The 13,559-nt window shown below is 67.9% G+C and carries 10 protein-coding genes; 2 read left to right on the top strand and 8 right to left on the bottom strand.

Annotation, left to right across the window (positions count from 1 at the left end; genetic code table 11):
* From pstB to ACQ5SP_RS11345, 4 genes are all read right to left on the bottom strand, one after another.
* Window positions 1-795, bottom strand: a complete 795-nt coding sequence (pstB, locus tag ACQ5SP_RS11360) for a phosphate ABC transporter ATP-binding protein PstB (RefSeq protein ID WP_430938486.1) — start codon at window positions 793-795, stop codon at window positions 1-3.
* A 21-nt stretch (window positions 796-816) separates the two neighbouring features.
* Window positions 817-2,175: a phosphate ABC transporter permease PstA gene (pstA, locus tag ACQ5SP_RS11355; RefSeq protein WP_430938485.1), complete on the bottom strand. Its 1,359-nt coding sequence runs from the start codon at window positions 2,173-2,175 to the stop codon at window positions 817-819.
* Window positions 2,172-3,635 carry a phosphate ABC transporter permease subunit PstC gene (pstC, locus tag ACQ5SP_RS11350; RefSeq protein ID WP_430938484.1) on the bottom strand — a complete coding sequence of 488 codons (1,464 nt, stop codon included), beginning with the start codon at window positions 3,633-3,635 and terminating at the stop codon, window positions 2,172-2,174. The genes pstA and pstC overlap by 4 nt, the downstream gene beginning before the upstream one ends.
* Window positions 3,636-3,711: 76 nt before the next feature.
* Window positions 3,712-4,749, bottom strand: a complete 1,038-nt coding sequence (locus ACQ5SP_RS11345) for a substrate-binding domain-containing protein (RefSeq protein ID WP_430938483.1) — start codon at window positions 4,747-4,749, stop codon at window positions 3,712-3,714.
* Between the two features lie 254 nt (window positions 4,750-5,003).
* On the opposite strand from ACQ5SP_RS11345, the gene ACQ5SP_RS11340 reads away from it, so the two are divergent.
* Both ACQ5SP_RS11340 and ACQ5SP_RS11335 read left to right on the top strand, forming a co-directional pair.
* On the top strand, window positions 5,004-5,321 hold the full coding sequence (locus ACQ5SP_RS11340; protein ID WP_430938482.1) for an ArsR/SmtB family transcription factor: 318 nt from the start codon (window positions 5,004-5,006) through the stop codon (window positions 5,319-5,321).
* 55 nt (window positions 5,322-5,376) lie between these two features.
* Complete coding sequence (locus ACQ5SP_RS11335; protein ID WP_430938481.1) at window positions 5,377-6,426, top strand: permease; 1,050 nt, start codon at window positions 5,377-5,379, stop codon at window positions 6,424-6,426.
* A 30-nt stretch (window positions 6,427-6,456) separates the two neighbouring features.
* On the opposite strand, the gene ACQ5SP_RS11330 is transcribed toward ACQ5SP_RS11335, so the two are convergent.
* The 4 genes from ACQ5SP_RS11330 to ACQ5SP_RS11315 all read right to left on the bottom strand — a co-directional run bounded on the left by ACQ5SP_RS11330 (window position 6,457) and on the right by ACQ5SP_RS11315 (window position 13,446).
* Complete coding sequence (locus tag ACQ5SP_RS11330) at window positions 6,457-8,451, bottom strand: vanadium-dependent haloperoxidase (RefSeq protein WP_430938480.1); 1,995 nt, start codon at window positions 8,449-8,451, stop codon at window positions 6,457-6,459.
* An 86-nt stretch (window positions 8,452-8,537) separates the two neighbouring features.
* Entirely contained in the window at window positions 8,538-9,866 is a 1,329-nt protein-coding gene (locus ACQ5SP_RS11325) for an HlyD family type I secretion periplasmic adaptor subunit (protein ID WP_430938479.1), read from the bottom strand.
* Entirely contained in the window at window positions 9,863-11,713 is a 1,851-nt protein-coding gene (locus ACQ5SP_RS11320) for a calcium-binding protein (protein WP_430938478.1), read from the bottom strand. Before ACQ5SP_RS11320 ends, ACQ5SP_RS11325 begins: the two co-directional genes overlap by 4 nt.
* Window positions 11,714-11,739: 26 nt before the next feature.
* A complete protein-coding gene (locus tag ACQ5SP_RS11315) occupies window positions 11,740-13,446 on the bottom strand; it encodes a type I secretion system permease/ATPase (protein ID WP_430938477.1) in 1,707 nt (568 codons plus the stop codon).
* Window positions 13,447-13,559: the final 113 nt, after the last annotated feature.

Genomic DNA, 13,559 nt, shown 5'->3' with positions numbered 1-13,559 from the left:
TCAGCCGATCCGGCCGGTGATGTAGGATTCCGTGCGCGGATCCTCGGGGTTTGTGAAAATCTGTCCGGTCTCGCCGTATTCGACGAGATTGCCCAGGTGGAAGAAGGCCGTCTTCTGGCTGACCCGCGCGGCCTGCTGCATCGAGTGGGTCACGATCACGACCGAGTAGTTCGCCCGCAACTCGTCGATCAGCTCCTCGACCTGGCTGGTCGCGATGGGGTCGAGCGCCGAGCAGGGCTCGTCCATGAGCAGCACCTCGGGCGCCGTCGCCACGGCCCGCGCGATGCACAGGCGCTGCTGCTGCCCGCCCGAGAGCCCGGTGCCGGGCGCGTCGAGCCGGTCCTTCGCCTCGTCCCACAGCGCGGCCCGGCGCAGCGCGGTCTCGACGATCTCGTCAAGCTCCGCCTTGTTCCTGGCCATGCCGTGGATCTTGGGGCCGTAGGCGACGTTGTCGTAGATCGACTTCGGGAAGGGGTTCGGCTTCTGGAACACCATGCCGACCTTGGCGCGCAGCTGCACCGGGTCGACCTTCTTGTCGTAGATGTCCTCGCCGTCGAGCAGGATGTCGCCCTCGACCCGGGCGACGTCGATGGTGTCGTTCATCCGGTTCAGACAGCGCAGGAAAGTCGACTTGCCGCAGCCCGACGGCCCGATGAAGGCGGTGACCGTCTTGTCCTCGATATCGACCGACACATCCTTGATCGCGTGCGTGTCGCCGTAGAAGACCTGGACGTCCCGGGCCGTAATCTTCAGCTCTGCGGTCATTTCTTGCTCCGTGGTTCGCAAATCTTTCATCGCCGGGTCCTTCTCTTCGAGTTACCAGCGGCGCTCGAAACGGCGGCGCAGGATGATGGCCACGATGTTCATCGTCAGCAGGAAGACCAGCAGGATGATGATACCGCCCCAGGCGCGCTCGTAATAGGCCGGGTCGGCGCGCTTGGCCCATTCGTAGATCTGGGCCGGCATGGCCGAGTTCGGATCGAGAAAGCCCGAGGCGAGCCCGTCCGGATAGTTCGTCGCGATATAGCCCACCATGCCAATCAGCAGCAGCGGCGCGGTCTCGCCCAGCGCCTGCGCCAGGCCGATGATCGTGCCGGTCAGGATGCCCGGCATCGCGAGCGGCAGAACGTGGTGGAACACGGCCTGCATCTTGGAGGCGCCGACCCCGAGCGCCGCGTCGCGGATCGAGGGCGGAACCGATTTCAGCGAGGCGCGTGTCGAGATGATGATCGTGGGCAGCGTCATCAGCGTCAGCACCAGTCCGCCCACCAGCGGGGCGGATTGCGGCAGGTGCATGAACTGGATGAACACCGCCAGACCCAGGATACCGAACACGATCGACGGCACGGCAGCCAGGTTCGAGATGTTCACCTCGATCAGGTCGGTGAACCTGTTCTGCGGCGCGAACTCCTCGAGATAAATCGAGGCCGCGACGCCGATGGGCAGGCTGAGTCCCAGCACCACCAGCATCATGAAGAACGAGCCGAGCATCGAAACGCCCAGCCCGGCCTGTTCCGCCCGGCTCTCGGAGGCGTCGGACCCGGTGATGAAGGACAGGTTGAAGGTCTTTTCCACCACGCCCGCGTCGCGCAGCGCATCGGTCAGGTCGAGATGCACGGCGTCGATGTTCTTGTCGCGGGCGATGGAGTCACGCGTGACCCGGTTCTTGAGGTAGCCGTCCACCCGGCTGGACGCGAGCATCTTGAAGGCCACGGTATCGCCGAGCCTGTCGGGGTTCGCGATGACGAAATCGCGCACCTGCGCCGGCGCGCTTGCCGAGAGAAGCGCCTCGACCTCGTTCGCGCTCTCGATCTCGGTCTCGATGCCCAGCTCCTGCACCTTGGCGAAAAGCGCCTCGCGGATCAGCGGCTTGTAGCCGAAGGTCGAGACCTTGCGCAGGTCGGCAGGGTCGCGATTGCCTTGCTTGTCGAGTTTCTCGGGGTCGAGATAGACCTCGACATCGACGAAGGTCTGCTGGAACGCGCCCACCCCGTTGAAAATGATGGCGCTGACCAGCGCGATCAGGAAGACGAGGCCGACGCCGACGGCGGCGATCCCGTAGGCCTTGAAGCGCGCTTCGGCCGCGTTGCGGCGCCGCGTGCGGTCATCCTGATCCAGGAGCGAGCCCTTGCGCGGGGCGTCGGGCGCCGCGTTGGAAGCGGTGGCGTCGGTCATTCGTATTGCTCCCGGTACTTGCGCACGATGTAGAGCGCCAGAACGTTCAGCCCCAGCGTGATGACGAAGAGCGTCATGCCGAGTGCGAAGGCCACCAGCGCCTCCGGCGAGGCGAAGTCGGCGTCGCCCGTCAGCTGGCTGACGATCTTGGCGGTCACCGTCGTCATGGCGTCGAAGGGGTTGAGACTGAGCCGCGCCGCAGCGCCGGCGCCCAGCACGACGATCATCGTCTCGCCGATGGCGCGGCTTGCAGCCAGCAGGATCGCGCCCACGATGCCCGGCAGCGCGGCGGGCAGAACCACCTGGCGCACGGTCTCGGACTTGGTGGCGCCCAGCCCGTAAGACCCGTCCCGCATCGCCTGCGGCACGGCGTTGATGATGTCATCGCTGAGCGAGCTGACGAAGGGAATCAGCATGATGCCCATGACCAGCCCGGCGGTCATCACGGCGGTGCCGGCCTGCATCCAGCCAAGCCCGTCGCGACCGAAGACCGCCATCAGCATCGGCCCGACCGTCAGGAGGGCGAAGAGACCGTAGACGATGGTCGGGATACCGGCGAGCACCTCGATCATCGGCTTTGCGAAGGCGCGCACCGGCTTCGAGGCGTATTCCGACAGGTAGACCGCCGCAAAAAGGCCGATGGGCACCGCGACGGCCAGCGCGATCAGCGAGATGTAGAACGTGCCCCAGAGCAGGGGCAGGACGCCCAGCTCGGAGCCGCCGCCGAAGCTTGGCTGCCAGGTGGTGCCGAGGAAGAACTCGGCAGGCGGCCAGAGCTTGAAGAACTCGATCGTGTTGAAGATCAGCGACAGGATGATGCCCAGCGTGGTCAGGATCGCGATCGACGCGGCGAAAAGAAGCAGAAGCCGCACACCGGCCTCGACCACGTTGCGCGCACGGAAATCGCGGTGCGTGCGAATATAGGAAAAACCGAAGCCGCCAACGGCTGCGCCGAGAACCGCGAGGGTCATCAGCAGGTTGCCGGTGGAACTCATGGCGCGGTAGCGCTGCGCGGCGCGCAGAACCTCGGGGCCGACGTCGGAGCCGAGCGCCACGCCGACCGCCCCTAGCCGTTCCCGCACATCCGTGAATTCGCTACGGATCGAGCCGGCCTCTTCCGGGGTCATCGCGCCCTGTGCGACGGCGGTGTCGAGCCCGTCGGCCACCCGGCGCACATCGCTCATGACCAGGCTGAGCGAACTGCCCTCGTCGATGGCGCGCTCCGGGATCATTCCCGAGACGCTGTTCTCGATGACCAGGGGCTGGACGAGAAGCCACCCCACCAGGATCGCGAAAGCCGGCACCAGGGCCGACAGCGCAACGTTGGAACCGTAATAGGACGGTAGCGAATGAAGCCCATGGCTGCTGCCGCCGGCACTGGCCAGCGCCCGCCGGCGCCCCGCGACATATCCCGCCGCCGCCAAGGCGAGCACGATCAGGATCAGCCAGAATAAGGGCATATCCGCTCCGTCGAGAGTTGAAAGAACCTAAAAGGGAATGGGGGCGGCAACCGCCGCCCCCACCGCGAGAGAGAAATTACTCTTCGCTCATCGTCACTTCGTTCTCGATCTTCGCCTGGGTGTCGCCCAGTTCCGGATCGGGCACGAGGCCGTAGTTGGCGAGCGGGCCACCCTGGCCGGCGATCTCGTCGGAGACGAAGAAGGACGCGTAGTCCTTCAGGCCGGGGATCACGCCGATATGCGCCTTCTTGATGTAGAAGAACAGCGGACGCGAAACCGGGTACTCGCCCGAGGCGATGGTCTCGGTCGACGGCGCGATGCCGCCCATGGTGGCGACCTTCAGCGTGTCGGTGTTGTTCTCGTAGAACGCCAGGCCGAAGACGCCGACGCCGTTCGGGTTGGAGTCGATGCGGGCCAGCGTCTCGGTGTAGTCGCCGTCGATGTCGACCGACTTGCCGTCGGCGCGCACCGCCATGCAGGCATCCTCGGTGTCGTCTTCCGACATGCCGGCCGCCATCATGGCTTCCATGGCGCCGGTGTCCTCGCAGCCCTGCAGCAGGACCTTCTCTTCGAAGACTTCGCGGGTGCCGTGCTTGGTGCCCGGAATGAAGGCGGCGATTTCAACGTCCGGCAGGTCGGCGTTGAAGTCGGCCCAGGTGTTGTGCGGGTTGTCGACGAGCTCGCCGTCGACCAGGACCTTCTCGCCGAGGGCGTTGAACAGGTCGGAGGGCTCGAAAGCGGTGAAGGCCGGCCCGTCGATCTGGCTGGCGAAGACGATGCCGTCATAGCCGATGCGGACCTCGATGATGTCGGTCACGCCGTTGGCGGCGCAGGTCTCGACTTCGCCGGACCGGATGGCACGCGACGCGTTGGCGATGTCGATGGTGTTCTCGCCGACGCCTTCGCAGAAGCGCTTGAGACCGGCGGACGACCCGCCCGATTCGACAACGGGGGTCGGGAATTCGAAGTTCTCGCCGAAGGCTTCGGCGACGATGGATGCGTAGGGCAGCACGGTGGACGAACCGGCGACCTGGACGTTGTCACGAGCCGCGGCGGCGGTGGCCGAGACGGCCGCGATAGCAAGGGCAGACGCGGTGGTTTTTGCGAAAGACATTCGTTCGCTCCTCAGTTCTCGGGTCCGGGGCACGCGAGCCGTGCCCTCGCTGCGGTGACTAGATCGGCTGCGCTTACCTTTTGTAAAACTTTTGTAACAGTTTTATGAAGCCTCGGCCTTTGACCTTTAGATATATCGCCGGACGGCAGACTCCGGCCCGATCTTCGCGGCTGGACGCCGCCGGGCCGGGCGCGCACCGGACGATGTGATTCGAAAAATATTTACAAAACTAGTTTTCTGGTTATATTGGGCCCATGAGCATGACCAGTCCCAACGCCCGCGCGCTTGCCGCTCTCGGCCATGATGCCCGCCTGTCGATCTTCCGCCTTCTGGTCAAGGCGGGCGCCGAGGGGCTGCGCGTCGGCGATATCGGCGCGCATCTCGGGCTGCCCGCCTCGACGCTGGCCCATCATCTCTCGACGCTGGTGGATGCCGGGCTGGTGATCCAGGAAAAGCGCGGGCGCGAGGTTTTCAACCGCGCCGACTACCCCGCCATAACGCGGGTTCTGACCTTCCTGACCGCGGAATGCTGCGTAGGCGTTCGGGTCGCGACGGAAGAATCCGCAACATGACCCGCACGCACCGGGCCACTCGCCCAGACACGATCAAGATGCCGGAGCTTTGCAAATGACCGATACAAGCCTCGTCGCGACCCGGCCCGCACTGGTCTTGCGGTCTCTGTGGCGCGACCATCGTGTCTGGATGGCCTCGGCCCTGATCCTCGCCGCGGTCGCGGTACTCGACGCCGCGCAGGCGCGCGACTCGCTCGTCTTCACGACCCGGTCCCTGCTGGACACGGCCCCCTTCCTGGTGCTGTCGATCCTGCTGGCGGCCTGGGCCGGGGCGACCGGGGCGGACAACCTGATCGCCCGGGCCTTCACGGGGGCGCCGGCGGTGATGATCCTGTTGGCCGCGCTGGCCGGCGGGCTTTCACCGTTCTGCTCCTGCGGGGTGATCCCGCTGATCGCAGCGCTCCTGGCCATGGGCGTGCCGCTCTCGGCGGTGATGGCGTTCTGGCTGGCCTCGCCGGTCATGGACCCGTCGATGTTCGTCCTGACGACCGGGGTGCTCGGCCTGGAATTCGCCGTCGCCAAGACGCTGGCCGCTGTCGGGCTCGGCCTGTTCGGCGGCTGGGCGGTGCACCTTCTGTCGGCGCATGGCGGGCTCTCCGATCCGCTCCGTCCGGGCATCGGGAACGGCGGTTGCGGCGGGCGCAAGATCCACGATCCCAAGCCGGTTGTCTGGCGCTTCTGGGCCCACGCGGACCGGCGCGCGAAATTCGGCCGCGAGGCGCTGAGCGTGACGCTGTTCCTGGCCAAGTGGCTGACGCTCGCCTTCCTGCTGGAAAGCCTGATGCTCGCCTTCATCCCGGCCGAGACGGTGACCTCCGTCCTGGGTGGCACGGGCCTGGCGCCGATCGCGCTCGGCACGGTGGTGGGTGTGCCCGCCTACCTGAACGGCTACGCGGCGCTGCCGCTGGTCGGCGGGCTGATCGACCAGGGCATGGCGCACGGGGCCGGTCTTGCCTTTCTCGTCGCCGGCGGGGTGACGTCGCTGCCCGCCGCCATCGCCGTCTGGGCGCTGGTCAAGCCGCGCGTCTTCCTGCTTTACCTCGCGCTCTCGCTCTCGGGGGCATTCACGGCCGGGCTTCTGTTCCAGCTCTGGACCCTCGCCTGACCCGATGCCCCGGCCGGGGCGGCATCGACGCTAAAGGACGAAATACTCCTCGAAGAAGGGGCGATCGGCATCGGTGATGTCCCCCTCCGCGAAGCGTGTGCCCAGGTCGTAGGCATCCGTACCGTAGGTCTCGCCCGTCGCGCGCCCGTCGAGATCGCCGTCCTCGAAATGGATGCCGCCGTAGATCCGCGACAGGCCGGCGCCCTCGGCCGCCTCGGAAAACGTGTCCCAGGCAAAGATCGTTTCCTGCGCCGGCAATGCCGGGTCGAAGTCGCTCGTGCCCGGCGCCAGCGTGACGGAGGCCCCGAAGCTGTCCGAGCCGGTAAAGGCGCGCAGCACCTCGGCCCCGGCCGCGGAAAACGTGCTGTGGCCGGATGTGTATTCCGCGAAGGGCGGCGAGAACTCGCCCCCGGGCAGCTGGTAGGTGATGAAGTTCTCGGCGAGGATCGTTCGCGTACCCAGGCTCTCGCCGGTTTCGGGATCGACCCCGGCATAGGCCTCGATCACGTAGCCGGTCTCGCCGGTCAGCGCGTCCGTGCCCGGCTCCCCGATCAGCCCGAGCGCGCCGAGATCGCGGATCACCGTGACCGGGCGGGCATAATCGAAATGCACCTTGGCGTCCCAGGTCGCGATCGCGGCATCGAAGACGGCATTGCCCATCGTCATGAAGAGAAGCGCGTCCTCGGCGATGCCGTGATCGTCACGCTCCGAGACATACTGGGCGAAGGTCATCCAGGTGCCCGGCGGGAAAGAGGTGCCCTTGCCGTCTTCCCAGAACTCGGCGACGAGCTTCTCGCGCTCGGTGAGCCCGGCGCTGGCCGCGACGATGTCTTCGGCCTGCCGGATGAAATCGGGATTGATGACCGGCCCGATCAGGTCCTTGTCGACGGCGACGGTCTCGCCGGCCGCATAGGCCCGGCCCGCGATCTCGGCTTCGGCGGCCAGGGTCACGGTGCGCGCCTCGACGTCGAGCGACGCGCCCTGCTGCGCCGTGGTGAAGAAGGGTTCCGGGCCTTCGGGGCGCGTGGCCTCGAAATCCGTGGTCCCATCCGGTCGTTCCGGCAGCCCGAAGCCTTCGAGCACGCGGAACTCCGGCGTCAGGAAGGTCTGAAGCTCGTCCGGCGTATCCGACAGGACGCCCTGCGGAACCGGCGTCCAGCGCGCGATATCGACACGCTCGGCGTCCGGTCCGGCGTTCACCGGGCTGTAGGGATCGGCCGTATCCGCGGCGCGCGCCAGTTCTCCGGCCCGGTAGTGGAGCAGATCCTCGGCCGCATCCATGCCGGCCTCGGCCGCCGTGGCCGGAACCTCGTCGAGCTCGAGGCGCTGCGCGAGAACGGTATCGAAAACGCCCGCCTTCTCGGGAAAGAGCGCGGTCAGAACATGATGGGCGGCGACGTGCATCGCTGCCTCCTGGGTCTCCGGGTCGGGCGCGGCGAACCGGATGTTGTCACCCTCGATATCGATCGATACGCGGGCGGCGTCGGCGTCGAAGCTCGCCCAGGCGTCGTAGATGGCCGTGTGCAACAGCGCGTAGCTCCGGGCGGCCAGCGTGGGGCCGACCGCGAGATCCGCGACGACGGCCTGCACGACCTGGTCCCAGAGAACGCTGGGCGTCGGATCCGGCGTGTTGACCTGGAGCTGTCCCGGCCCGCCGGTCGCGACCAGGACGGTCTCGGCGGACAGGGTCTCGAAGAGGGCGGACCGCGTGACCGAGACGTCGTCGAAACGCAGCGTCGCGATGTCCTCCAGCCCGGTTTCCACACCGGTGAAGCGGTTGCGGGCCACGAGATCTTCGCCGTCGAACAGGACATCGTAGTCCTGGCGCAGTCCCGGCAGCACCGCCGATCCGGCATCTTCCTCGCGGCGCTCGCGTGCGGCCTCGCGGCGTTCGGCTGCCATTTCACGGGCGCGTTCCGCAGCCTCGGCCGCGGCTTCTCGCGCCGCCTCGCGCCTGTCCTGCGCCTCTTCCCGCCGCGCCTCCCCGATTTCGCGGGCGTCTTCGGGATCTTTCGTGTTCATCATTCCTGTCGCTCCGCGTGTCCGGTTCGGGGGTCATGTGCAGGGTGCGGCGGATCCTCCGGGCGCACCCGAGGGCGCCCGGATCGGGCTCAGCGTTCCCGGAAGGCGCGCGCCAGCTGGTCCTGGAACGGCTTGACCAGGTAGGAGAGCGCGGTGCGTTCCTCGGTGGTGATGTAAAGCTCCACCGGCATGCCGGGGCGCAACGCGCGGCCCCCGAGGCGCGCCAGTTCCGCGGCCGGGGTTTCGACGGTCACGGCGTAGACCGCGCCCGGTGCGTTCTTCTCGGGGGTGGTGGCGGCCGCCGCGACGTAATCGACCGTGCCGAAGATTTCGGGCGTCTTGCTCTGCTCGAAGGCCGGGAAGCGCATCCGGGCCGGGCGGCCGACGGTCACCTGCTCGATCTGCACGGCCGGAACCTGGCCCTTGAAGACCAGCTCGGCATCCGCCGGCACGATCGTGGCCAGCACCTGCGCCGGGGTGATCACCCCGCCGATCGAGTTGACGTTCAGGTCGTTGATACGGCCCGCGATCGGCGCCCGGATCTCGGTGCGCGAGAGCGTATCCTCGATCACGAGGCGCCGCTCGTTGAGTTCCGACAGCTTCGTCTCGATCTCGCGGATCTCGCGCTGCGCATCCGTCCGGACGGTATCGGCCAGCGACAGGATCTGAAGCTCCAGTTCGCTGACCCGGCTGCGCGCGCGGCCCAGCGCCGAGACGATCTCGCCCCGCTCGCCGATCAGGCGCACATGCTCGCGGTTGATGGAGAACAGCGCGTTCTGTGCCTTGAGCTTGCGCGTGGTCAGCGATTCGATCCGGGCATTCTCGGCAGAGACGAGGCCGATTTCGTCCTCCTTGGCGTCCAGCCGCGAGTCCAGCCCCTCGATCTCGACATTGACCTGGTCGATGCTCAGCTCCAGCTGCTCGCGCTGGCTGGTAAAGGACGCCATCTTGCCTTCGAAAATTCGCCGTTCGCCGGCATGGATCGCCGCGATTTCCGCCGCGCTCACGTCGAACTGCCCGAGCCCCGCCGGCAGCTCGAAACGCGCGTGCAGGTCGCGCTCGGCCTCGAGGCGGCTCAGCCGGATCGACAGTTCCACGATCTTGTCGTGCAGGATCGCCTTCTCGGTGCGCGCCGCCGCGTCGTCGAGACGCAGGAGCACGTCACCCTTCGCGACCGTGTCGCCCACGTCCACGACGATGTCCCCGACGATGCCGCCGTCGCGGTGCTGAACGACCCGCAGGTCGCGGTCCACCGATACCTCGCCCGGCACGACCACGGCGCCGGAAAGCTCCGCGCGGGCGGCCCAGCCGAAGACCGCGGCGCCCAGCAGGCCGCAGATCACCACGCCGGAGATCACATGGCCGGTGATCGAGTAGGTTTTCTGGCCGGTTCCGTTGGCTGCTTTCTTCTCGGTCATGCCGCAAACTCCTGGTAAGAGGTCAGAGTGTCGAACGCGTCATCGCCGGTCTCGCGGGCGATGCGGCTCTCGAAGTCGATCTTGTTCATGCCGCGCGGATCGTCCCCGAAGAGGCGATCCGTGACGACCTTGTCGGCCTGCGCCTCGAAGGCCAGCCGGGTCGGTTGCCGATCGGGGGTCGCGCCCGACATCGTCTCGATCCGCGCGGCAAGCTCGGATCCCTCCACCCGGTGGGCCGGGCCGGCAGGGTCGGAGAAATCGTCGAGCCGCATCATGTCGTCGTCGCGCTTCAGGCGATCCCCCACCCCGAAACCGAGCACCTTGTGAAAGGCTGGTCCGTCTTCGTCGCGCCCCTCCATGCCCGGGCGGGTCTCGCCGCCGGGGATGCCGACGAAGCGTTCGAAGGAGGTGAAGAGATCGACGCTGCCGTCCGCCCATTCGATCACGCCTTCGTCCATGTCCACATGGACGAGGCCCTCGGCAGAAGAGAGATCCAGCGTATCGGTCCCGTCGCCGCCGTGGAAGACATCCGGGTCGGCATCGGCCGTGACGACGACATGGTCATCGCCACCGTCGCCGAGGACGGTGTCGCGCCCCGGCCCGTCATGGATGATGTCGTCTCCGGCGCCGCCGCGCACGAGGTCGTCACCAGGACCGCCGAAGAGCCGGTCGTCGCCCGCGCTGCCTATCAGCGTGTCCCGGCCGGCCTCGGCGACGAGGGTGTCGTCACCCGCATCGCCGGCAAGGATGTCGCGCCCGGCACCGCCAAGGACGTGATCGTCGCCGGCGCCGGCGAAAACGGTGTTCGTTCCCTCGCGGGCATCGATCCGGTCCGCGCCCGCACGGCCCAGGATATCGTCGTCGCCCGGCGTGCCGAGGATGAGATCGCGCCCGTGCGTTCCCGTGATCGGGGCGGCGTGATGCGGCATCTCGCCGGCGCAGCCGCGCGCGTCATCGGGGTCTTGCGGGACATGTCCACCGTCACCGCAGATCGCGCCCGGATCGCCGCCGGCCCCGCCAGTCCCGGTGTCGCCGGCACCGACCCCCGCGCCGGGATCGTCGTCTTCACCGGCCGCGGGGCCCTGGGCGCCCGGGGCAGCACCCGCGCCGCCGGCGTCATCATCGTCACCCTGACCGGGCTCCGCCGCCGGGTCCTCGGTGGCACCGCCGCCGGCCGCGCCGTCCTGCGCCGGTGGTTCGTTGTCGTTGGCAGGCGGCGGGACCGGAATCTCGTCACCGCCGGGCACCCCGCCATCCTCTTCGTCCGATCCCCGGGACGGGCGCGCGGCCGGGGGCGGCGCAGAGACCGGGCGCGATCCGGACGCCGAGGCGCCGGGGCCCGGGTCGAACAGGGCGAACTCGTCGAAACCGTCGAGCCGCACTTGTCGCACCGTCACGTCCGGCGGCGGCGGCAGGTCCGAGAAATCGAAGACGGGCGGATCGTCGACGCCGATCAGGAAGCTCTGGTTGTCGCTGCCGGGAATCGTGCGCTGCGTCATGGCGGACGCTTCCTGCCCTGCCTCACCGGCGCCTTGGCCGGCACCGTCGCCGGGCAGGCTTCCGGTCGGCTCGTCGGCGAGGAACGCCTCGCGGACCTCTGCGGGGATCAACGCGTCCCCGCCTTTGTCCTCGGACTCGGGGCGCGGCTTCGGGCGGGCCGCGTTTGCGAAGGCCTCGCCCGGGTCGATGAAGGAGCGCAGATAGGCGATCACGGCAAGTATGGAGCCGAGCAGCACGAACGCCTTGCGATTGGACGTGTCGTCTTCGTCGCGGCGCAGCGAGCGCATGGCGTCCAGCTGTTGCTGGCCAAGGCTCGGCTGCGGCTTTCTGGCATGGACGGGGATCATGGTCTTTCTCCGCGGTTGGACGAGGGTCAGGCCACTTCGGTCCTGGGCTTGGCGTCGGCGGCCGGACTCCGGGCCGCGGTTCGGGACGGCTTCACGCGCATGACCTCTTCCTTCGGCCCGAGATTGACGAGCTGACCGCCCTGGATCACGCCGACGAGGTCGACATGCTCCAGCGCGCTGGGACGGTGGGCGATCACCACGACGATGCCCCCGCGCTCCTTGATGCCGTGGATCGCGGCGTTGACCGCCTGCTCGCCCGCGGCGTCGAGATTGGAGTTCGGCTCGTCCAGCAGGACGATGAAGGGATCGCCATAGAGCGCCCGCGCTAGGCCGAGACGCTGGGTCTGGCCGCCGCTCAGGTTGATACCGCCCGACCCGAGATCCGTCTCGTACCCATCGGGCAGCGCGGTGATCATCTCGTGCACCCCGGCGGCCCTGGCCGCCGCGATGACCTTCTCGGGATCGGGATCGGCCAGCCGTGAGATGTTGCGCGCGATACTGGTGTCGAACAGCGTGTAGTCCTGGGGCAGGTAGCCGAAGGACCGGCCGATGGCGTCCTCGCTCCACTGGGTCAGGTCGCAGCCGTCCATGCGGACATGGCCCCGCAAGACCGGCCAGACCCCGGCCATCGCCCGCATCAGCGAGGACTTGCCGCCGCCGCTCGGGCCGATCAGGCCAAGCGCCTGCCCCTTCTCGAGCGAGATCGAGATATCCGACAGCAGCACCTTGCCCGAGGCCGGCGCGACGACGGTGACGCCGCTGACGTCGAAACGCTCCGTCGGGTCCGGCAGCTGCATCGGCTGCGTCTCGTCGGGCAGGGCGGCGACGGTCTCCTTGACCTTTTCATAGGCCGCCTTGGCCATGATGATGTTCTTCCAGTTGCCGATGCAGGCGTCGATGGGGGCCAGCGCACGGGCCGCGGCCACCGACGCCGCGATGATCGCACCGGCCGACATCTCGCCCATGATCGTCAGATAGGCCCCGAGCCCCAGCACGGCCGATTGCAGCATCATCCGCAGCACCTTGGAAATCGAGCCGACGGTGCCGGTGACCCCGCTGGCCCGGGAATTCAGGCGCAGGTGCTCGTCGTTGACCTTCTGGAAATGCGCGAGCGCGCGCCTGGAAAACCCCATCGCCTTGATAACGTCGGCATTGCGCGCATTGGCCTCGGCCACGGTGCTGCGCGCGACCGCGGCGCGGTTCGACTCGCGGTTGGCCTTGCGGCTCAGCAGCTCGGTCAGCACGGCCAGGCAGGTCAGGAAGACCGCGCCGCCAAGCGTCAGGGCGCCCAGGAACGGGTGAAGGAAGAAGACGAACGCCAGGAACACCGGCATCCACGGCAAATCGAACAGCGCGACCAGCGCAGGCCCCGAGAAGAACCCGCGGAGCGTGTCGACGTAGCGGCCCCGTTCCAGCGCCTCGGCCAGCGAAAAGCCGAAGCGCGGCATGTCCAGCGTCATCTGGTGCGCCGCCGGCGCCACGCGCTGGTCGAACCGCGCGCCGAGCCGCTGAAGGATCTGCGACCGGACGACGTCCAGCCCGCCCTGGAAGGTGTAGAGCCCGAGCGCCAGGATCGAGATCATCACCAGCGTGGGCACGCTGCCGCTGAGCAGGGCGCGGTCGTAGATCTGCATCATGTAGAAGGCGCCGGTCAGGGCCAGAATGTTGATGACCCCGGACAGGCCGAGAATGAAAAGCGCGGCAGAGCGCATCCCCGCCGTGAGTCGCGCCACCCGCGTCTCCTTTGCACGTTGCTTGCTATGCTTTGCCGACATTGGTCACTCCATTTCACGCGCCGTGAACGGCCCCGCGGGCCTGGCGATCTTCACCGGCAAGATGGCATGGG

Origin of the sequence: Rhodovulum sp. YNF3179, from assembly GCF_050586465.1 — a bacterium.
In the GTDB taxonomy this organism is placed as follows: Bacteria; Pseudomonadota; Alphaproteobacteria; order Rhodobacterales; family Rhodobacteraceae; genus CAJXYS01.
Note: the sequence above shows the minus strand (reverse complement) of the source record. Positions and strands in the feature narration are given on the sequence as shown.

Excerpts from the sequence above, each read along its gene's own strand:
- ACQ5SP_RS11320 (WP_430938478.1), bottom strand. The coding sequence starts at position 11,713 with ATGATCCCCGTCCATGCCAGAAAGCCGCAGCCGAGCCTTGGCCAGCAA.
- ACQ5SP_RS11340 (WP_430938482.1), top strand. The coding sequence starts at position 5,004 with ATGAGCATGACCAGTCCCAACGCCCGCGCGCTTGCCGCTCTCGGCCAT.
- pstA (WP_430938485.1), bottom strand. The coding sequence starts at position 2,175 with ATGACCGACGCCACCGCTTCCAACGCGGCGCCCGACGCCCCGCGCAAG.
- pstC (WP_430938484.1), bottom strand. The coding sequence starts at position 3,635 with ATGCCCTTATTCTGGCTGATCCTGATCGTGCTCGCCTTGGCGGCGGCG.
- pstB (WP_430938486.1), bottom strand. The coding sequence starts at position 795 with ATGAAAGATTTGCGAACCACGGAGCAAGAAATGACCGCAGAGCTGAAG.
- ACQ5SP_RS11330 (WP_430938480.1), bottom strand. The coding sequence starts at position 8,451 with ATGATGAACACGAAAGATCCCGAAGACGCCCGCGAAATCGGGGAGGCG.
- ACQ5SP_RS11325 (WP_430938479.1), bottom strand. The coding sequence starts at position 9,866 with ATGACCGAGAAGAAAGCAGCCAACGGAACCGGCCAGAAAACCTACTCG.
- ACQ5SP_RS11335 (WP_430938481.1), top strand. The coding sequence starts at position 5,377 with ATGACCGATACAAGCCTCGTCGCGACCCGGCCCGCACTGGTCTTGCGG.
- ACQ5SP_RS11345 (WP_430938483.1), bottom strand. The coding sequence starts at position 4,749 with ATGTCTTTCGCAAAAACCACCGCGTCTGCCCTTGCTATCGCGGCCGTC.